Source organism: Pseudomonas sp. MWU318, assembly GCF_016756945.1.
Taxonomy (GTDB): Bacteria; Pseudomonadota; Gammaproteobacteria; order Pseudomonadales; family Pseudomonadaceae; genus Aquipseudomonas; species Aquipseudomonas putida_A.
The window spans coordinates 92,724-112,530 of record NZ_JAESJL010000002.1; the positions used below are offsets into that span (position 1 = coordinate 92,724).

The 19,807-nt window shown below is 60.3% G+C and carries 21 protein-coding genes; 11 read left to right on the top strand and 10 right to left on the bottom strand.

All coding sequences use genetic code 11. From position 1 onward, the window contains the following. The first annotated feature begins 49 nt into the window (after window positions 1–49). Both JN524_RS04390 and htpX read left to right on the top strand, forming a co-directional pair. Complete coding sequence (locus JN524_RS04390) at window positions 50–1,261, top strand: pyridoxal phosphate-dependent aminotransferase (RefSeq protein WP_003226761.1); 1,212 nt, start codon at window positions 50–52, stop codon at window positions 1,259–1,261. A 303-nt stretch (window positions 1,262–1,564) separates the two neighbouring features. Continuing rightward, entirely contained in the window at window positions 1,565–2,452 is an 888-nt protein-coding gene (gene htpX / locus JN524_RS04395; protein WP_007964827.1) for a protease HtpX, read from the top strand. A 200-nt stretch (window positions 2,453–2,652) separates the two neighbouring features. On the opposite strand, the gene JN524_RS04400 is transcribed toward htpX, so the two are convergent. Next, window positions 2,653–3,309 (bottom strand): thiopurine S-methyltransferase, encoded by a 657-nt coding sequence (locus JN524_RS04400; RefSeq protein WP_202368638.1) that lies wholly within the window; start codon window positions 3,307–3,309, stop codon window positions 2,653–2,655. A gap of 104 nt (window positions 3,310–3,413) precedes the next feature. Here JN524_RS04400 and JN524_RS04405 point away from each other — a divergent pair, with 104 nt between their 5' ends. After that, complete coding sequence (locus JN524_RS04405) at window positions 3,414–4,181, top strand: DODA-type extradiol aromatic ring-opening family dioxygenase (protein ID WP_202368639.1); 768 nt, start codon at window positions 3,414–3,416, stop codon at window positions 4,179–4,181. A 182-nt stretch (window positions 4,182–4,363) separates the two neighbouring features. Here the strand turns inward: JN524_RS04405 and JN524_RS04410 are convergent, their stop codons facing one another. Next, entirely contained in the window at window positions 4,364–6,037 is a 1,674-nt protein-coding gene (locus tag JN524_RS04410; protein WP_027613439.1) for a DEAD/DEAH box helicase, read from the bottom strand. 421 nt (window positions 6,038–6,458) lie between these two features. Here JN524_RS04410 and JN524_RS04415 point away from each other — a divergent pair, with 421 nt between their 5' ends. Next, window positions 6,459–7,250: a crotonase/enoyl-CoA hydratase family protein gene (locus tag JN524_RS04415; protein ID WP_202368640.1), complete on the top strand. Its 792-nt coding sequence runs from the start codon at window positions 6,459–6,461 to the stop codon at window positions 7,248–7,250. Window positions 7,251–7,358: 108 nt separating this feature from the next. Here JN524_RS04415 and JN524_RS04420 read toward each other — a convergent pair whose 3' ends face one another. Then, on the bottom strand, window positions 7,359–8,114 hold the full coding sequence (locus JN524_RS04420) for a spermidine synthase (protein WP_202368641.1): 756 nt from the start codon (window positions 8,112–8,114) through the stop codon (window positions 7,359–7,361). A gap of 153 nt (window positions 8,115–8,267) precedes the next feature. Here JN524_RS04420 and JN524_RS04425 point away from each other — a divergent pair, with 153 nt between their 5' ends. Further along, window positions 8,268–9,614 (top strand): class II 3-deoxy-7-phosphoheptulonate synthase, encoded by a 1,347-nt coding sequence (locus JN524_RS04425; RefSeq protein WP_007964815.1) that lies wholly within the window; start codon window positions 8,268–8,270, stop codon window positions 9,612–9,614. Window positions 9,615–9,776: 162 nt separating this feature from the next. Here JN524_RS04425 and JN524_RS04430 read toward each other — a convergent pair whose 3' ends face one another. Continuing rightward, complete coding sequence (locus tag JN524_RS04430) at window positions 9,777–11,003, bottom strand: winged helix-turn-helix domain-containing protein (RefSeq protein WP_202368642.1); 1,227 nt, start codon at window positions 11,001–11,003, stop codon at window positions 9,777–9,779. 64 nt (window positions 11,004–11,067) lie between these two features. Then, complete coding sequence (locus JN524_RS04435; protein ID WP_007964812.1) at window positions 11,068–11,289, bottom strand: DUF1127 domain-containing protein; 222 nt, start codon at window positions 11,287–11,289, stop codon at window positions 11,068–11,070. Window positions 11,290–11,385: 96 nt separating this feature from the next. On the opposite strand from JN524_RS04435, the gene JN524_RS04440 reads away from it, so the two are divergent. Beyond that, window positions 11,386–12,240, top strand: coding sequence for a LysR substrate-binding domain-containing protein (locus JN524_RS04440; protein ID WP_025113145.1), 855 nt, complete (start codon window positions 11,386–11,388; stop codon window positions 12,238–12,240). Here JN524_RS04440 and JN524_RS04445 read toward each other — a convergent pair. Continuing rightward, on the bottom strand, window positions 12,230–12,979 hold the full coding sequence (locus JN524_RS04445) for a sulfite exporter TauE/SafE family protein (RefSeq protein WP_177439994.1): 750 nt from the start codon (window positions 12,977–12,979) through the stop codon (window positions 12,230–12,232). The two genes, JN524_RS04440 and JN524_RS04445, sit on opposite strands and share 11 nt — an antisense overlap. Window positions 12,980–13,089: 110 nt before the next feature. Between JN524_RS04445 and JN524_RS04450 the strand changes: the two genes are divergently transcribed. The 3 genes from JN524_RS04450 (at window position 13,090) to JN524_RS04460 (ending at window position 15,233) form a co-directional block, all read left to right on the top strand. Then, the gene (locus tag JN524_RS04450) at window positions 13,090–14,046 is read left to right on the top strand and encodes a LysR family transcriptional regulator (RefSeq protein WP_135296290.1); all 957 of its coding nucleotides are present in this window, start codon (window positions 13,090–13,092) and stop codon (window positions 14,044–14,046) included. Window positions 14,047–14,119: 73 nt separating this feature from the next. Next, window positions 14,120–14,578, top strand: coding sequence for a MarR family winged helix-turn-helix transcriptional regulator (locus JN524_RS04455; RefSeq protein WP_135296291.1), 459 nt, complete (start codon window positions 14,120–14,122; stop codon window positions 14,576–14,578). Window positions 14,579–14,813: 235 nt separating this feature from the next. After that, window positions 14,814–15,233, top strand: a complete 420-nt coding sequence (locus tag JN524_RS04460) for an organic hydroperoxide resistance protein (RefSeq protein ID WP_202368643.1) — start codon at window positions 14,814–14,816, stop codon at window positions 15,231–15,233. Between the two features lie 190 nt (window positions 15,234–15,423). Here JN524_RS04460 and JN524_RS04465 read toward each other — a convergent pair whose 3' ends face one another. Further along, a complete protein-coding gene (locus tag JN524_RS04465; protein ID WP_003226785.1) occupies window positions 15,424–15,993 on the bottom strand; it encodes an elongation factor P in 570 nt (189 codons plus the stop codon). Between the two features lie 48 nt (window positions 15,994–16,041). Next, the gene (gene earP, locus JN524_RS04470) at window positions 16,042–17,184 is read right to left on the bottom strand and encodes an elongation factor P maturation arginine rhamnosyltransferase EarP (RefSeq protein ID WP_202368644.1); all 1,143 of its coding nucleotides are present in this window, start codon (window positions 17,182–17,184) and stop codon (window positions 16,042–16,044) included. Window positions 17,185–17,307: 123 nt separating this feature from the next. Here earP and JN524_RS04475 point away from each other — a divergent pair, with 123 nt between their 5' ends. Further along, on the top strand, window positions 17,308–17,718 hold the full coding sequence (locus JN524_RS04475; RefSeq protein WP_027613451.1) for a hypothetical protein: 411 nt from the start codon (window positions 17,308–17,310) through the stop codon (window positions 17,716–17,718). Window positions 17,719–17,720: 2 nt separating this feature from the next. Next, window positions 17,721–18,203, top strand: coding sequence for a GreA/GreB family elongation factor (locus JN524_RS04480; RefSeq protein WP_003226791.1), 483 nt, complete (start codon window positions 17,721–17,723; stop codon window positions 18,201–18,203). Between the two features lie 9 nt (window positions 18,204–18,212). On the opposite strand, the gene cysB is transcribed toward JN524_RS04480, so the two are convergent. Beyond that, window positions 18,213–19,187, bottom strand: a complete 975-nt coding sequence (cysB, locus tag JN524_RS04485; protein ID WP_007908591.1) for an HTH-type transcriptional regulator CysB — start codon at window positions 19,185–19,187, stop codon at window positions 18,213–18,215. A gap of 113 nt (window positions 19,188–19,300) precedes the next feature. Then, window positions 19,301–19,804, bottom strand: coding sequence for a universal stress protein (locus tag JN524_RS04490; RefSeq protein WP_003226793.1), 504 nt, complete (start codon window positions 19,802–19,804; stop codon window positions 19,301–19,303). Window positions 19,805–19,807 lie beyond the last annotated feature (3 nt).

The window sequence follows — 19,807 nt, forward strand, 5'->3', positions numbered from 1 at the left end:
CGGTTGGCCATCCGCCGTCTGGATCGTTCATTTTCGGGATCACATCGCCATGCAGTTCAGCAAATCGAACAAGCTCGCCAACGTCTGCTACGACATTCGCGGCCCGGTGCTCAAGCACGCCAAACGTCTGGAGGAGGAAGGCCAGCGCATCCTCAAGCTGAACATCGGCAACCCGGCGCCGTTTGGTTTCGAAGCGCCGGACGAAATTCTTCAGGATGTGATCCGCAACCTGCCGACCGCCCAAGGCTACAGCGACTCCAAAGGCCTGTTCAGTGCCCGTAAAGCGGTGATGCAGTACTACCAGCAAAAAAATGTCGAAGGTGTCGGCATCGAAGACATCTATCTCGGCAACGGCGTGTCCGAGCTGATCGTGATGTCGCTGCAGGCGCTGCTCAACAACGGCGACGAAGTGCTGGTACCGGCCCCGGACTACCCGCTGTGGACCGCCGCCGTGAGCCTGGCCGGCGGTAACGCCGTGCACTACCTCTGTGACGAGGGTGCCGACTGGTTCCCTGATCTGGCCGACATCAAGGCCAAGATCACCCCGAACACCAAGGCCATGGTGATCATCAACCCGAACAACCCGACTGGCGCGGTGTATTCGAAGGAAGTGTTGCTGGGCATGCTGGAAATCGCCCGCGCGCACAACCTGGTGGTGTTCTCCGACGAGATCTACGACAAGATCCTCTACGACGACGCCGTGCACATCTGCACCGCTTCGCTGGCCCCGGACCTGCTGTGCCTGACCTTCAACGGTCTGTCGAAATCCTACCGCGTGGCGGGTTTCCGCTCCGGCTGGATCGCCATCTCCGGGCCGAAACACAATGCCCAGAGCTACATCGAAGGCATCGACATGCTGGCTAACATGCGCCTGTGTGCCAACGTGCCGAGTCAGCATGCGATCCAGACTGCCCTCGGCGGTTATCAGAGCATCAACGACCTGGTGCTGCCGCAGGGTCGCCTGCTGGAGCAGCGCAACCGTACCTGGGAGCTGCTCAACGATATTCCGGGTGTCAGCTGCGTCAAACCGATGGGCGCGCTGTATGCGTTCCCGCGAATCGACCCGAAGGTCTGCCCGATCCACAACGACGAAAAATTCGTCCTCGACCTGCTGCTCTCCGAGAAGCTGCTGGTGGTGCAAGGTACGGCCTTCAACTGGCCGTGGCCGGATCACTTCCGCGTGGTGACCCTGCCCCGTGTCGACGATCTGGAAATGGCCATCGGCCGCATCGGCAACTTCCTCAAGTCCTACCGCCAGTAACCGGCCTACGGTGCGCAACGGCCGAACGTTGCGCACTGTCTGATTCAGCAACACTTCTGCTCTCCCCGCCTCGCTGCGCCTTCTACACTTGCGATTCATACGGGCCACACGCCTCTGGCGCAGTGGCGGCGGGTGGCGGCTGGCTGTCAGCCCTTTCGGTTTTGGCCGTGGGCAATGACCTGCAGACCAGGGAATCCGCTGTAGGACACAGTTTGAAATAGTCACTCGGTTGAATCACCCGGTGCCGCACCTTATATACCCCGCAGTACGCTACATCTTTAGCTTGAGGAGATTTCTACAACCATGATGCGCATCCTGCTGTTTTTGGCCACTAACCTGGCGGTCGTGCTGATAGCCAGCATCACCCTGAGCCTGTTCGGCTTCAACGGGTTCATGGCGGCCAACGGGGTTGATCTCAACCTCAGTCAGCTGCTGGTTTTCTGTGCGGTCTTTGGTTTCGCCGGTTCGCTGTTCTCGCTGTTCATCTCCAAGTGGATGGCGAAGATGAGCACCAGCACCCAGATCATCAGCCAGCCACGTACCCGGCATGAGCAATGGCTGCTGCAAACCGTCGAGCAACTGTCCCGCGAAGCCGGGATCAAGATGCCCGAAGTCGGTATTTTCCCGGCCTACGAAGCAAACGCCTTCGCCACCGGCTGGAACAAGAACGACGCGCTGGTCGCGGTCAGTCAGGGCCTGCTCGAACGTTTTTCGCCAGATGAAGTGAAAGCCGTTCTGGCCCACGAAATCGGTCACGTGGCCAACGGTGACATGGTCACCCTGGCGCTGATCCAGGGCGTGGTGAACACCTTTGTGATGTTCTTCGCGCGGATCATCGGCAACTTCGTCGACAAGGTGATCTTCAAGAACGAAGAAGGCCAAGGCATCGCCTACTACGTGGCGACGATTTTCGCCGAGCTGGTTCTGGGCATCCTCGCCAGCGCCATCGTCATGTGGTTCTCGCGCAAGCGCGAATTTCGTGCCGACGAAGCCGGCGCACGTCTGGCCGGCACCAATGCGATGATCGGCGCCCTGCAACGCCTGCGCGCCGAACAGGGCCTGCCGGTGCACATGCCGGACACCCTGAACGCCTTCGGCATCAACGGTGGCATCAAACAGGGCTTTGCCCGCATGTTCATGAGCCACCCGCCACTGGAAGAACGTATCGACGCGTTGCGTCGTCGCGGTTGATCGGTTTGGCGCAGTAACGAAAAGGCCCGCAGTGATGCGGGCCTTTTTTTGTGCGCGGGATTATGGGTTGCCTGCTCTGGCCTCATCGCTGGCAAGCCAGCTCCCACAGGGTTTTGTGGTGTTCTCTGGATTTCTGATTTAACACGGATCACTGTGGGAGCTGGCTTGCCAGCGATGAGGCCGGCCCTGCCAATAAAAACCTATCGGCCAGAAACCCGATACACCCGCTCCTCCAACCGCGTCACCCCCGCCTGCAGAAACTTCCAGCTCTCCCCCAACACATCCTGCTCTTCCAGCATTCGCACCTGCCAGGCGCCAGCCAGCAAGCGCTGCACTTCATCATCGCACACTGCAAACGGTGGCCCTGGCATCTGCGCCTGATCGTAATCCAGGGTGATCAATAGCCCTTGCACACTTTGCGGCAGGATCTGCTGCAAATGCGCCGCATAGCGCTCACGCATCGGAGCCGGCAAGGCAATCAGCGCTGCCCGGTCGTACAACGCCACGCAATCCGCTACATCGTCGGCTGTCAGCGCAAAGAAATCACCGCACCACAACTCGATGGAATCGGCGCGATAGACCTTGAACGGCCCCTTGACACTGACCTGCGGCGTTACCTGATGCTCACTGAAAAAATCCTCGACGGCCTTCAGCGACAGCTCGACTCCAAGCACCTGATGCCCGCGCCCGGCCAGCCACAGCAGATCCAGGCTTTTCCCGCACAGCGGCACCAGCACCCGGGTCTGGGCCGGGATCGCCAGTTGCGGCCAGTGCCGCTGCAAATACGGGTTCACCTCAGGCAAATGAAAGCCGATCTGATTGGATTCCCACTTCTTGTGCCAAAACTCAGGCTGCATGCATCACCCCAAAAAATTCGATCAAAAGGCGTTAAAACTTATATTAGATTTAGATCAATGATCTGACTGAAGATGAGGCCATCTTACCGCTCAGGAACCTTTCCATGTTTCCCAGCCTGTTTATCTCCCACGGCTCACCGATGCTGGCCCTGGAACCCGGTGCCAGTGGCCCGGCGCTGGCGCGTCTGGCGGCCGAACTGCCGCGGCCTAAAGCCATCGTGATCGTCTCTGCCCACTGGGAAAGCCAGGAACTGCTGGTCAGCAGCAATCCTCGTCCGGAAACCTGGCATGACTTCGGCGGCTTCCCGCGTGCCCTTTTCGAAGTGCAGTACCCGGCACCGGGCAATCCGCAACTGGCAGCCGAAGTGGCTGAACTGCTTGACGCCGCGCATCTGCCGGCACGCCTCGATCCGCAACGACCGTTCGATCACGGCGTCTGGGTGCCGCTGTCGCTGATGTACCCGCAGGCGGACATCCCGGTGGTGCAGGTGTCGCTGCCGAGTCGCGGCGGCCCGATGCTGCAAACCCGTGTCGGACAAGCGCTGGCGAGTCTGCGCGAGCAAGGCATTCTGCTGATCGGCTCCGGCAGCATCACCCACAACCTGCGCGAGCTGGACTGGCATGCCGGCCCGGAAAGCGTCGAGCCATGGGCCAGGGATTTCCGCGACTGGATGATCGACAAGCTTGCCGCCAATGACAAAGCGGCGTTGCACGACTATCGTCAGCAGGCACCCAATGCCGTGCGCAGCCACCCGAGTGATGAGCATTTGTTGCCGTTGTATTTTGCCCGCGGTGCCGGGGGTGAGTTCAGTGTGGCGCACCGGGGGTTCACGATGGGGGCGCTGGGCATGGATATCTATCGCTTCGGTTAAAGGCAGAATCAAAAGATCGCAGCCTTCGGCAGCTCCTACAGTGGGGAATGAGTACACCCTGTGTAGGAGCTGCCGCAGGCTGCGATCTTTCGATCTTTGCTCTTTGCTCTTTCAGGCAGGCAAAAAAAATCCCCGAACCAGTCGGGGATTTTTCATGTTCGATCAATCAGCCCCAGGGCGGATCAATCTTCGCGGTAGCGACGCAGTTTCAGCTGCTTGCCTGCGACGCGAGTGTCCTTCAGCTTGGTCAGGAGTTTGTCCAGACCATCTTCCGGCAGCTCGACGAGGCTGAAGCTGTCACGCACCTGGATGCGGCCGATCGCTTCGCGGGCCAGACCACCTTCGTTGAGGATGGCGCCCAGCAGGTTCTTGGCGGCGATACCGTCACGCGCACCCAGCGCGGTACGGCAACGGGCACGGCCTTCGCCCAGAGGCATTGGCGCGCGACGCTCGCGATCACCACGCTCAGGACGATCACCGGAACGCTCAGGACGGTCGCCACGCGGTGCATTGTTCGGCACCAGTGGGCGTTCCTTCTCGATCGCCGCCAGGTTCAGCGCTTGACCGTTGGTTGCCTTGCGCAGCAGGGCTGCAGCCAGGGCACGCGGAGTGCAACCGATGTCAGCGGTCAGGCGATCCAGCAGTTCGCCGTGAGTCGACTCAGCATCAGCGACCAGCGGCGACAGGCTGTTGGTCAGTTTCTTGATGCGTGCATCGAGAACAGCCTGAGCGTCCGGCAGACGCACTTCGGCAACCTTCTGACCGGTGACACGTTCGATCACTTGCAGCATGCGGCGCTCACGTGGAGTCACCAGCAGCAGTGCGCGACCTTCGCGACCGGCACGGCCGGTACGGCCAATACGGTGCACGTAGGATTCCGGATCGTACGGCATGTCCACGTTGAATACGTGGGTGATGCGCGGAACGTCCAGACCACGGGCAGCCACGTCGGTCGCGACAACGATGTCCAGGCGGCCATCTTTCAGCGAGTCGATGACGCGTTCACGCTGGTTCTGGGCGATGTCACCGTTCAGCGCAGCGGCTTTGTAGCCTTTGGCGTCGAGGGCGCTTGCCAGATCCAGGGTCGCTTGCTTGGTGCGTACGAACATGATCAGCGCGTCGAAGTCTTCCACTTCCAGCAAGCTGAGAACGGCCGAAGTCTTCTGGTCAGCGTGAACCAACAGGTGAGCCTGTTCGATCGCGGTAACGGTCTGGGTCTTGCTCTGGATCTTCACGTGCTTCGGATCGCGCAGGTGGCGCTCGGCGATGGCACGGATCGACTGCGGCAGGGTTGCCGAGAACAATACGGTCTGACGGGTTTCCGGCATGGCCTTGAAGATCACTTCCAGGTCGTCCATGAAACCGAGTTTGAGCATTTCGTCTGCTTCGTCCAGAACCAGGTGGTTCACGGTAGCGAGGACTTTTTCGTCGCGACGCAGGTGGTCGCACAGACGGCCCGGAGTGGCGACAACGATCTGTGCGCCATTACGGATTGCTTTCAATTGTGGGCCCATCGGCGCGCCGCCGTAGACAGCCACAACAGTTACGCCCGGCATTTGCTTGGCGTAGGTTTCGAAAGCGGTTGCAACTTGTAGCGCCAACTCACGAGTTGGGGCCAGGATCAGAGCTTGCGGCTCGCGCTTGGACGGATCAATGCGGTGCAGGATAGGCAGGGCAAAGGCAGCGGTTTTACCGGTACCGGTTTGCGCCTGACCAATCATATCGTGACCGGCGAGGATGATCGGGATCGACTGCTGCTGAATGGCCGAAGGCTCTTCATAGCCGGTAGCGACTACTGCAGCGACAATATTGGGATGAAGTTCAAGAGCGGCGAAGCCGCCGATTTCCTGGGTCATGGGTCTGCCTCTAAGTGCATCCGCAAAGACCCATGCTCCAAAGCTGCACATGCCGTGTTGAGACTCAAGAGTCGCCCTGGCAGCTTTGTCGGCGGGGATTTGCGAAAACGTATGAATGAAAAAGAATCGTCAAGGAAGAGCCCGCAGTGCGGACATGCAGCCGAAGCTGACTTCGGGGAATTGCGCTACCTAAACGCGGCCCGGTTAAAGGCCGGCGCGCACTATACCGGAATTTGCCCAAAAAGGGAGCTTTTTTTATCGCCTGAATCGGTGTGTCACCGCTGTGTAACGGGGTTTTGCGGATATTCGTGCAAAGGTCTATTTTGCAAAGGCCCGGCCCTGCGGGTGATGACGCTTAAACGATTCACCGATGTGCGGCATACCGTCGCTGCACCCGCCCTTCCCGCCCGAGGATTTCTCCATGAATCAGCCCTGCCCCGGCCGCGTCAGCCGTGAACGTCGAGGTTATATCCACTTGATCGGCCTCGACCGGGCCGCCAAACGCAACGCCTTCGACCTCGATCTGCTCAATGACTTGAGCCTGGCCTACGGCGAGTTCGAGGCCGACAGCGAGGCGCGGGTGGCGGTGGTGTTCGGGCATGGCGAACACTTTACCGCCGGTCTGGATCTGCTCAACGCCAGCGCCGCCCTCGCCGAAGGCTGGCAGGTTCCGACCGGTGGTTGCGACCCATGGGGTGTTTTCGTTGGTCCACGGGTCAGCAAACCGGTCATTGTCGCCGCGCAGGGCTACTGCCTGACCATCGGTATCGAGTTGATGCTGGCCGCGGATATCAACCTATGCGCGAGTAATACCCGCTTCGCGCAAATGGAAGTGCAGCGGGGGATTTTTCCGTTTGGGGGCGCGACATTGCGCTTTCACCAGGTGGCCGGTTGGGGCAACGCGATGCGCTGGTTGCTGACCGGCGATGAGTTTGATGCCCACGATGCGTTGCGTCTGGGTTTGGTGCAGGAAGTGATGGCCAGTGAGGATCTGTTGCCGCGGGCGATCGAACTGGCCGAACGGATTGCCCGGCAGGCACCGTTGGGGGTGCAGGCAACGCTGATGTCGGCGCGCCAGGCGCGGTATGAAGGCGAGACGGCGGCGGCGCAGGGATTGCCGGCACTGGTGAAGAAGTTGCTGGGGAGTGAGGATGCCAAGGAGGGGGTGAGGTCGCTGGTTGAGCGGCGCCCGGGCATCTTCAAAGGGATCTGATGAACTGCCCCCCTGTAGGAGCTGCCGAAGGCTGCGATCTCTTGACTTTGATTTCAAGATCAAAAGATCGCAGCCTTAGGCAGCTCCTACAGTTGACCGCGTCGCTACTCAGGTCGCCGGGCGAATACTGTTTATCAACGACTGCAGCGAATAACCCAGCCGTGGCGCCAGCACTTCGGCGCGGGCGGTCAGCGCCTGCATGTCCAGCTCCTGATCGAGATCCGCCGGCACAATCAGAATCACATTGCCCTCCTTCACCGGCAGCTCCCAGTAATGCCGGTGATAGAGCCCGCGCAGCAACGCCGCGCCCAACGGTTTGCCGTCATCGGTGGCCCACTGGTTGATCACCAGCCAGCCGCCCGGGTTCAGACGCTTCTGACAGTCGCCGAGAAAACTCCAGGCCAGATGCCCGACACCCGGACCGACGTCGGTGTAGAGGTCGACAAAGATCAGATCCGCAGGCTCGGCCGTCGGCAGCAACTCCAGCGCATCGCCGACGCGGATGTACAAGCGCGGATCGTCATCCAGCCCCAGATACTCGATGGCCAGACGCGGCACGTCCGGGCGCAGTTCGATGGCTTCGACGTCTTCCAGCGGCAGGAACTTGAGGCAGGCCTGAGTCAGCGTGCCGGCACCGAGGCCGAGAAACAGCGCGCTCTCCGGTTGCTCATGACACAACGCGCCAATCAGCATCGCCCGGGTGTAGTCGTATTCGAGCCAGCTCGGATCGGCGGTGAACACGCAGCTCTGCTCGATGGCATCGCCGAACTCCAGAAAGCGGTAATCGGCCACTTCCAGCACGCGAATCACGCCGAACTCATCCTGTACCTCGGCGAGCAACAGCTCGACGCGCTCCTCAGTCATTTCGTCTCCTGATGGTCACCGGGCGCGGTGACGCGATGGCACCGCTGTGGCGCCGTGGCAAAGCGACGATTGTCGGTGATGGGGCGGGAGCAGGTCACGCACTAATTGCTGCTACCATGGGCTTCCCGTGCGTAGAACCAATTAGAGACCGTGATGAGCCAACCGTGGAGCCCTGACAGCTGGCGCGCCCTGCCGATCCAGCAACAACCCCAATACCCTGACGCGGCGCATCTGCGCCAGGTCGAGCAGACCCTGGCCAGCTATCCGCCGCTGGTGTTTGCCGGCGAAGCACGCGAGCTGCGCCGTCAATTTGCCGAAGTGACTCAGGGTCGGGCGTTCCTGCTGCAGGGCGGCGATTGCGCGGAAAGCTTTGCCGAGTTCTCGGCGGCGAAGATTCGCGACACTTTTAAAGTGCTGCTGCAAATGGCGATCGTCATGACCTTCGCCGCCGGTTGCCCGGTGGTCAAGGTCGGACGCATGGCCGGCCAGTTCGCCAAGCCGCGCTCGGCCAACGACGAGACCATCGACGGTGTGACCCTGCCCGCCTACCGTGGCGACATCGTCAACGGCATCGGTTTCGACGAAAAGAGCCGCGTGCCGGATCCGGAGCGCCTGCTGCAGTCGTACCACCAGTCCACCGCCACCCTGAACCTGTTGCGCGCCTTCGCCCAGGGCGGTTTTGCCGACCTGCATCAGGTGCACAAGTGGAACCTGGACTTCATCGCCAACTCGGCACTGGCCGAAAAATACAGCCACCTCGCCGATCGCATCGATGAAACCCTGGCGTTCATGCGCGCCTGCGGCATGGACAGCTCGCCGCAACTGCGCGAAACCAGTTTCTTCACTGCCCACGAAGCGCTGCTGCTGAACTACGAAGAAGCCTTCGTGCGTCGCGACAGCCTGACCAACGATTACTACGATTGCTCGGCGCACATGCTGTGGATCGGCGACCGCACCCGTCAGCTCGACGGCGCTCACGTCGAATTTCTGCGCGGGGTGAACAACCCGATCGGGGTGAAAGTCGGTCCGAGCATGAACCCGGATGATCTGATTCGCCTGATCGACGTGCTCAACCCGGACAACGATCCGGGGCGCCTGAACCTGATTGCGCGGATGGGTGCGAACAAGGTCGGCGATCACCTGCCGGCGCTGATCCGCGCGGTGCAGCGTGAGGGCAAGCAAGTGCTGTGGAGCTCCGACCCGATGCATGGCAATACCATCAAGGCCAGCAGCGGCTACAAGACCCGCGACTTCGCGCAGATCCTGGGTGAGGTGAAGCAATTCTTCCAGGTGCACGAAGCCGAAGGCACTTATGCCGGCGGGATTCATATCGAGATGACCGGGCAGAATGTCACCGAGTGCATCGGTGGTGCGCGGCCGATCACTGAAGACGGGTTGTCGGATCGTTATCACACCCACTGTGACCCGCGGATGAATGCCGACCAGTCGCTGGAACTGGCGTTTTTGATTGCGGAAACCCTGAAACAAGTCCGCCGCTAGACCGCCCGCGCCCATCGCCTGTAGGAGCTGCCGAAGGCTGCGATCTTTTGATCTTGACCCTAAAAAACAAAATCAAAAGATCGCAGCCTTCGGCAGCTCCTACAGGGGTCAAGATCACCCAAAGATCTTTGTGGGAGCCAGCCTGCTGGCGATAAGGCCAGTTCAGTCACAGACAATTGCAGACATTGCCACCCGCAATCGCCCGGCACTCTCGCGCTGACAATTCAACTGCACCCGCGCAAGCCCCAGCCAATCGGCCATCTGCCGCAAATTCAACGCCAGCGCCAGCATCCCCTCTTCGTCCAGCCCCGGCTCTTCCTCGTGCACTGCATGCACTGCCAGTCGTCCCGACGCCCGCTCGGCGCGCAGATCGACCCGCGCGGCAATCCGCTCGTTGTGCAGAAACGGCAACACGTAATAGCCGTAGACCCGCTTGTCCTGCGGCGTATAAATCTCCAGCCGATAGCGGAAATCAAACAAGCGCTCGGTGCGACTGCGCTCCCAGATCAGCGAATCGAACGGTGACAACAAAGCACTGGCGACAACTTTACGCGGGACTTTCGGCTGCGGCAGGCAGTAGGCGATCTGTCGCCAGCCGGCGACTTCGCAGGTCTGCAACTGCCCGTCTTCGACCAGCTCCGCCAGACGCGGGCGCGCATCGCCAGGGTTCAAGCGGAAATAATCGCGCAGATCCTTTTCCGTGCCGACGCCCAATGCCTGGGCCGCGTGCAGCAGCAGACCACGCTGGGCGTCGGCTTCATCCGGCATCGGTCGCTGAAGGATCTGCTTTGGGATGACCCGCTCCGGCAAATCATACAAACGCTCAAAACCGCGGCGGCCGGCGACGGTCACTTCACCGGCGGCGAACAACCATTCCAGCGCATGCTTTTCCGCGCTCCAGTCCCACCATTGCCCGGCCTTGTCCTCGCGGGTCGACAGGCTGCCGGCGCCCAATGCACCGCGCGCCTCAACCGCACTTAAAACCCGGCGCACAACGTCCTGCTGCTCAAGACCAAACTTCGCCAGTTGCTGATAAATGTCTCTGCCAGTTCTAGCCCGTTGCATGCGCCAACCCATCAACGGGTACATCGCCAGCGGCAACAACGACGCTTCATGGCCCCAGTATTCGAACAGCGTGCGCCGACGCCCCGAACTCCAGGCAGCCTCGTCGAGCAGATCAGAAGAATAGGAACCGAGACGAGAAAACAGCGGCAGGTAGTGCGAGCGCACCACGGCGTTGACGGAGTCGATCTGCAACAGCCCCAGCCGTTCGATCAGCCGGTTGAGTTGCGGCGCCTTGACGGTCGGCGGCTGGCGCCCGTTGAACCCTTGGGCAGCCAGCGCCAGACGTCGCGCCTGTTTGAGGGAAAAGGCCAGAGTCGCGGGCATGAACATCTCCTTATCTGCTCGCAACCTACCTCACCTGAAAGTGGTTTGTGTAGTAAGGCCCTGATCATTTATGCATCGGATCGTCCCAGAACGGCCGAATGGCCTCGTGTTCGACGTCGGCACGGCTGACCCCGATGTCCTTCAGCGCTTCGTCGCTCAGGCTGGCAAGCAACTCACGCTCACGGTGCAGTTCGTACCAGCGGCTAAACTTGTGCAGCAGGTCGGAAACGATATGGCCGTGGCCGGAAAATTTTGTGTCGTCTACATACTCTCTTTGACCTTTCATCGTGTTGCCCTCCTTGTGGATGGCTCAAGTCTCGCGCTGGCGCTAAGATCAATCCAACGAATGTTTCTGATGGCATTCATCACGGAGATTCATCAATTGTCGGCCTACCCCAGTATCGATACCGATGTCCTGCGCACTTTCGTCGCAATCGCCGATCAGGGCGGTTTTACCCGCGCCGGCGAGATGGTCAACCGCACGCAATCGGCCGTGAGCATGCAGATGAAGCGCCTCGAAGAAGACGTGCTGCAGCGACAGTTGTTCGAGCGTGACGGCCGCCAGGTGCGCCTGACCGCCGAGGGCCAGGTGTTGCTGGGCTATGCGCGGCGCATCCTGAAACTGCACAGCGAAGTGTTCAACACGCTGCGCGAGCCGCACATGGTCGGCACCGTGCGCATCGGTACGCCGGACGATTACGTGATGCGGTTTCTGCCGGGGATCCTCTCGAGGTTCGCTCAGTTCTACCCGCTGATCCAGATCGAAGTGCACTGCGAATCCAGCAAGCAGTTGTTGCAGCGCACCGATCTGGACTTGTCGATTGTCACCCGGGAGCCGGGCAACGAGATCGGTCAGTTGCTGCGCAAGGAGCGTTTCGTCTGGGCCGAGGCGCAGAATTTCAGCGCCCACGAGCAGACGCCGTTGCCGCTGGCGATGTTCAACAGTGATTGTTTCTGCCGTTTGTGGGCGTGCAATGCGCTGGACGCGATGGGCCGCGACTACCGCATCGCCTACAACAGCACCAGCCTGTCGGCGCTGATGGCGGTGGTGAGCGCGGGTCTGGCGATCACCGCGCAACTGGAAAGCCTGATCACCCCGGACATGCGCATTCTTGGCGCCGCCGAAGATCTGCCGCTGTTGCCCGAGGCCAGCATCATGCTGATCCGCAACCTGAACAATCCGTCGCCGATCACCGAATGCCTGGCCGAGCACATCGTCGAAGGCTTCAAACTTTAAACGCGAGCATCACCGCGCACAGCACCAGAAAACCGCAGAACAGCCCGCGCAAGAGCTTTTCCGGCATGGCGTGGGCAACTTTCACCCCCCAACTGATGCTGGCCAGACCGCCGATGGCCAGCGGCAGGCCGATCATCCAGTCCACTTCGTGATGCACCGCGTACGTCACCAAGGTCACGCCGGTGCTCGGCAATGCCAACGCCAGCGACAGGCCCTGGGCAACCACTTGGCTGGTGCCGAACAGACTGGTCAGCACGGGCGTCGCCACCACGGCCCCGCCGACACCAAACAAACCGCCCATGGTCCCGGACGCTGCGCCCAAAACACCGAGCCATGGCCATGAGTAACGCATTTCGGAGGTCACGGCGGTTTTCTTGCCGAACATCTTCAGCAGGTTGTACGCCGAGAGCACCACGAGGAACGCGACAAAACCGATGCGCATGGTCTGCGCATCGATGCCCACCGCCCAGATCGAACCGATCCACGCAAAGCAAAAACCCATGACCGCCAACGGCAGCGCATGACGCAGCTCGATGCGATTGCGCTGGTGATAGCGCCACAGCGCCAACATCACGTTCGGCACCACCATCACCAGCGCCGTGCCTTGGGCGATCTGCTGATCGAGGCCAAACCACACGCCCAGCAGCGGGATGGCGATCAAACCACCGCCGATGCCGAAGATCCCGCCCAATGTGCCAAGGGCGGCGCCAAACAGCAGGTACAACAAAAACTCGATCACAGCGATTTCCTCATCCGTCAGGCGATTCATCCTACGCAGTCGAGGCTGGCGGGGAAACGCACAGCAACGCACAATGGCTATGCCAATTTCGCACAAGCAACGAAGCACTCATGAATCCCAATCAGTTGACCGAACAGCTCGGGCTGTTTCTCGATGTCCTGGAGAGCGGCAGTTTTTCTGCGGCTTCCCGTCGTCATCCGCTGACGCCTTCCGCCGTGGCGCGGCGCATCGACAGCCTGGAAAGCGCGGTCGGCAGCCAATTGTTCATCCGCAGCACCCACGTCGTAAGGGCAACCCCGGCGGGTCTGGCGTTTGCCGAGCGGGCGCGGCGCATCGTCAGCGAGCTGCAACTGGCCCGCGCCGAGGCGGTGTCGTTGAGCAGTGCGCCGGAAGGCTTGATCCGCATTGATGCCCCGGCCGCTTTTGGTCGCCGCCATCTCGCGCCGGTCATCGCTGACTTTCTGGTGCTGTACCCGGGCCTCGACGTGCAGTTGCACCTGATCGACAGCTTCATCGATATGCACGGCTCGAATCTGGGCAAAGTCGATCTGGTGCTGCGCGCCGGGCAAATGGCCGATACGCGGCTGGTCGCCACGCCGCTGGCGAGCATGGTGCGCATTGCCTGCGCCAGCCCCGACTACCTGAAACGCCGTGGCGCACCGCGCCATCCCGCGCAGTTGAGTGAACATGACGGGCTGGATTGGGAAGGTCTCGCCCCGCCCTTCGCCTGGCGCTTCGAACTGGACGGGCAAATGCAACTGCATCGCCCCGCGCGCATCCGCATGAGCGCCAACAATGCCGAAGCGCTGGTGTGCGGTGCACTCGCCGGACTGGGCATCGCGCATTTGCCGACCTGGCTGGCCAGTGAGTACCTGCTGCGTGGCGAACTGCTGCCGCTGTTCTGCGAGAACGGCCTGCCGCAACCGGAAAGCACCGGCATCTATGCGCTGCGCATGGAACAGCAGACCCACTCGCGCAGCCGTCTGCTTTTGGAATACCTCAAGACCCGCTTCAGCCCGGTGCCACCGTGGGATCTGGCGCTGCAACGCGAGCTGGGCCGACACTAGATCCTGGATAATTATCTGGCGCATTAAACATTCGGGCGCTAGATTCAAGCCCATCACCGAACAAGGCTTTGCCATGACCACCGAACGCGACACCTGCGACGACCTGCTGCTCGACAATCAGGCGTGCTTCGCCCTGCATTCCACTTCACTGATGATGACCAAGGTCTACAAGCCGCTGCTGCAAGCGCTGGGCCTGACCTATCCGCAGTATCTGGCGATGATGGTGCTGTGGGAAAAGGATGGTTTGACCGTGGGCGAAATCAGCACGCGGTTGCTGACCGATCCAGGCTCGCTGACACCGTTGCTCAAACGGCTAGAAGGTGAAGGTCTGCTCAGCAGAACCCGCAGCCGTGAAGACGAACGGGTGGTGATCGTCGAACTGACCGCGCAGGGCCGGGCTCTTCGTGAGCAGGCCAAAAGCGTTCCGCAATGCATCTTGGGCGCCAGTGGTTTCACCCTCGAACGCCTGCAGAATCTTCAATCTGAGCTGCAAGCCCTGCGCAGCCATCTGCAAGAAAGCCTGACCGGATAACAGCGCTGCCCTCTTGTAGGATCGGTTCACCAGGAAAATATTCTTCAGCCCGCGCCCCCACCATCCGCTCTAAATCTTCACTTTCAAGCTGATCGACAGTGCCTTTAAAGAACCGAGATTCAGCTTTCTCAAAAAATTATCTTGCGCACTAAACATTAGCGAGCTACATTCACCTCGCACTTACTTAGCGCGCAAACAATTAGCGCAAAAACAGACACCCAACGAGGCCCACACCATGCAAACTCTCTACACTGCAATCGCAACCTCCACTGGCGGCCGTGATGGTCGTGCGATCTCCAGCGACAACGTCCTCGACGTCAAACTCGCTACCCCGAAAGAGCTCGGCGGTGCCGGCGGCGCGGCGACCAACCCAGAGCAACTGTTCGCTGCCGGTTACTCCGCCTGCTTCATCGGCGCGCTGAAATTCGTCGCCAGCCAGACCAAACGCAAGATCCCGGACGACGCCTCGATCACCGCGCACGTCGGCATCGGTCAGATCCCTGGCGGTTTCGGTCTGGACATCGACCTGCACATCAGCCTGCCGGGCCTGGAACAGGCGGATGCACAGAGCCTGGTCGAAGCGGCGCACCAGGTCTGCCCGTACTCCAATGCCACCCGCGGCAACGTTGACGTACGCCTGCACACCAGCGTTTGAGAACAACACCAATCCACTGTGGGAGCGAGCTTGCTCGCGAATGTGGTGTGTCATTCAACAAACAGGTTGTCTGGCCGGGCCTATTCGCGAGCAAGCTCGCTCCCACAGGGTTCGGGGGTAGACGTGGAATCGCAGGCACAAAAAAGCCCGACTCAATGGTCGGGCTTTTTCTTTCCGTAAAAAGCAGTGCTTATTTGGCACGGCCTTTGTAGGAACCGCCTTCGCGGGTATCGATCTCGATCATGTCGCCGATTTCGATGAAGTCAGCAACCGACAGCTCGGTACCGTTCTTCAGTTTGGCAGGCTTCATCACCTTGCCGGAAGTGTCACCGCGAGCGGAACCTTCGGTGTAGTCAACCTGACGCACGATGGTGGTCGGCAGTTCTACGGAAACCAGACGCTCTTCGAAGAACACGGCTTCGCAAACGTCGGTCATGCCTTCTTCAACGAAAGGCAGAACGCTTTCGATGTCTTCGGCGTTCAGTTCGTACATGGTGTAGTCAGTGGTGTCCATGAACGTGTAGGTGTCGCCGCTGATGAAGGACAGGGTCGCTTCTTTGCGGTCGAGGATCACGTCGTCCAGCTTGTCGTCCGCACCGTAAACGGTTTCGGTCTTGTAACCGGTCAGCAGGTTCTTCAGCTTGGTCTTCATGATCGCGCTGTTACGGCCCGACTTGGTGAATTCAGCTTTCTGAACCAGCCAAGGATCGTTGTCGATACGGATCACGGTACCGGGTTTGAGTTCTTTACCAGTTTTCATTGCGAATATCCGAATTTGGATGGGATTTACAAAAATCTAGGCCGCGTATCATATCCAATTTAGGTAAAACTGTACCAGCGCCGTGGCAAGATCCGCCTGCAAGCCTTGTTCCAGACACCACGCCTCGGCGTTTTCCTGCAGTTCTGGCCAGTGTTTACGGGCCTGGAGCCAGTGCTCCCCGATCGGTTTCCCGGCACTCCAGGCCCGCCACAGACCGCTCATCGCCTCGGCAGCGGCCGGTGAAAGCCCTTTGGTATAGAGCGCGAGAAAGGCATCGAGCTTGTCGAGGTGGATGTCTTCGTCCTGCTGATAGATATGCCAGAGCATCGGTCGCCCGGCCCACTGTGCACGGACGAACGAGTCTTCACCGCGCACCGCGTTGAAGTCGCAGCACCACAGCAACTGATCGTATTGATCCTGACGGACGAACGGCAGCACCTGCACCGTCAGCGCCTGTCGCACGTCCAGATCGCCGACAGCCAACGCATCGACCCCGAGCCAGCGCGCAACGTCACCGAGAATCCGCCCTTCCGGCACCAGCAGATGGGTCGGCGTGCTGTCGGCCGCCAGCACATCCAGCCAACTGGCCAGCCCGGCATTTTCATAGGCGAACAACGAGATCAGTTGTGCGTCCGCTGCGCGATCTACGCCCAGGCCTTGCAGGAATTGTCGCTGCGCAGCCGCGTCCTGCTGAAATTGCCGACGCCGCTCAAGCAGACCGCTTTCGCGCAGCAAGCCGCCCGTCCCCGGTTGAAATCCGGGAAAGAAAAAGAATTTCTGCACCGACTTGTACTTCACCGACGGCAAACCGTGACAACCGGTTACCCAGTCTTCGGCGCTGAGGTAATCGAGGTTCATCCACAGCGGTGGCTGTTGCCGCTCGGCCATGGCGTCCATATAAGCGGTTGGCAACTGACAAGCGAACGCGGCGATCACCACGTCCGCCGCTTCTGTCTGCGGCCAGTCGCTCGGCCAGTGCCGCACCTCGACGCCCTGCTGCGATTGCTGCGCCAGGTGGATGTCGATCTCGGGGCAGATACGTTCGAAGGCACGCAGGTCATCGACCCACAAGCGCATCACCAGTCCATGTTCGGCCACCAGTTGCCGGGCCAGACGCCAGGTCACGCCGATGTCGCCATAGTTGTCGACCACGGTGCAAAAAATATCCCAGCGGGTTTTCGGTACCGGCATGCAAGACTCCCGTTGGCAAAGCGCTGATTGTCCGCATAAATGACCTCGCGCAGAAGAGCCGACGGCGATTAATCTTCGTGCGACAATCGCCACTTGCCCGCAATCATCCGCCAGGAGGCAGCCATGCCCTATCGCCCCAACCCGCGTCGTCCCTTGCCCGTTCAGCTTAGCGCGCTGCAACTGACCGGCAGCATTGCCCTGGGCATGTGGCTGGGCTTTCTGGCCATCGCCCTGACCTGCTGGCTGATTTCGCGGTTCGTGTTGACCGAGCAACTGGCGCCGGTTGCCCAGGCCGTGCAGCAACTGGCCAAGCCACCAGCGGCGGTGCAGGTGCAACCAGACATTCCGCCACAGAGCCCGCTGTTCGACCAGTATGAGGAAAACCTGCGCAAGAACGAGCAGCAAAATCGCCTCGATCAGGCCCGCAGCAGCTCACGCAACCAGTCGAACCCCAAATGCCAGTTCTGGCTGCAACAGGACCAGACCGCACCGAGCGAAAAGAGCCGCGCCAACGTTTTGCAATTCTGCGATTGATCATGAACAAACACACCGTCCACCAACTGATCCTCGACAAACTGCGCGTCGACCTCGACATCGCCGAACGCGCCGCGCAGACCGCTTACGAAACCGCGACCCACGAAGAGAACATCGCCGAGAACAAGTACGACACCCTCGGACTTGAGGCTTCCTATCTGGCAGCGGGTCAGGCGAAACGGGTCGAGGAAATCCGTCAGTCACTGGCGCTGTGCCAGAACCTGACACTGCGTGCCTATGACGAAAATCGCGGCATCGAGATCGGCGCCCTGCTCGGCCTGGAAGACGAAAAGGGTCGCGAGCAATGGCTGTTTCTGGCCCCGGATGCGGCGGGCCTGAAAGTCGATGTAGTGGGTCAGCCGATTACCGTCATCACCCCGCGCTCGCCGCTGGGCAAAAGCCTGCTGGGCAAGTTCGAAGGTGATGAGGTGGAGATTCTGGTAGCGGGCACCCGGCAACAGTTCGCTGTCACCGAGGTGCTTTGAGGCAGGGTTTTAGTGGACCGGCAGTTCGACGCCGTCGAACAGCTCTTCCAGTTCCTGCTTGTTGTGGCACTGGATGGCTTTGGCCATCACTTCGCGGGTCAGGTGCGGGGCGAACTTCTCGATGAAGTCGCACATGAAACCACGCAGGAAGGTACCGCGACGGAAACCGATCTTGGTGATGCTCGACTCGAACAGCTCGCTGGCATCCAGCACCACCAGGTCGTTATCGAGTTTGGTGTCGACCGCCATCTTGGCGACGATACCCACACCCAGGCCCAGACGCACGTAGGTTTTGATCACGTCGGCGTCGGCCGCGGTGAACACCACTTTCGGCGTCAGGCCACGATGGCTGAAGGCTTCGTCGAGTTTCGAGCGGCCGGTGAAACCGAACACGTAAGTCACGATCGGGTATTCGGCCAGCGCTTCGAGGGTCAGCTTCGGCAGCTTGGTCAGCGGGTGGCCCTGCGGCACGACCACGCAGCGGTTCCAGCGATAGCACGGCATCATCACCAGATCACCGAACAGCTCCAGCGCTTCGGTGGCGATGGCGAAATCGACGGTGCCGTCAGCGGCCATCTCGGCGATCTGCATTGGCGAACCCTGGTGCATGTGCAGCGCCACGTCCGGGTATTGTTTGATGAAATTGCTGATCACCGGCGGCAATGCATAACGCGCCTGGGTGTGGGTGGTGGCGATCGACAGGGTGCCTTTTTTCTCGTTGGAGAATTCCTGGGCAATCTGCTTGATGCTTTCGACCTTGCGCAGGATTTCCCCTGCGGTGGTGATGATGCGCTCGCCGGCCGGGGTGACGCGGGTCAAGTGCTTGCCGCTGCGGGCAAACACTTCAACGCCGAGTTCGTCTTCCAGCAGGCGGATTTGTTTACTGATACCCGGTTGCGAGGTGTAAAGGCTTTGGGCTGTAGCGGAAACGTTGAGGTCGTGGTGCGCCACTTCCCAGATGTAGCGCAATTGTTGAAGCTTCATATGTATCCCTCAAAGCAGGTAGACGCCACGGGCATCAGCGACGGTATATAACTATATTAATGGTTTGATGAATAAATCTAGAACTTTTTTATCAAAATGCCATTATTCCCGCTTCAGCGATCCTCCCGACGCCGGCGCTCCACCAACGGCACCAGATAAACCGGTACCTTGGCCAATTGCAGGACCCGGGTCGCCGTACGCCCCAAAGGCGTTTCCGCCCCGACACCGTGGCTGTGAGTGCCTACGATCAGCAAATCCACAGAGAGTTTCTCCACCTGGTCAAGAATCACCTGCGACGGATCGCCCTGCAGTACCCGTACCGCACGGATCCGCTGCAGATCCTGTTCGCCGTCCTCCCCCAATTCTTCGCGAAAACTGTCCAGCACCCGTTGCTCGATATTGGCGATGACAGTTTTCAGACCCTGACTGTGAAATTCGTTCAATGCCTGTTCGTCGAGATAGCTCTGCAACACCGATTCGGCGAACAGTCCCATGGGTTCCACTGCATGCACCACATACAAGTCGGCATTGAATGTCCGCGCCAGCGCCAGGGCATGCTGCATCACTAAAGGTGCGTACAGACCGAGGTCAGTGGCATACAGCATCGAACGAATCATATG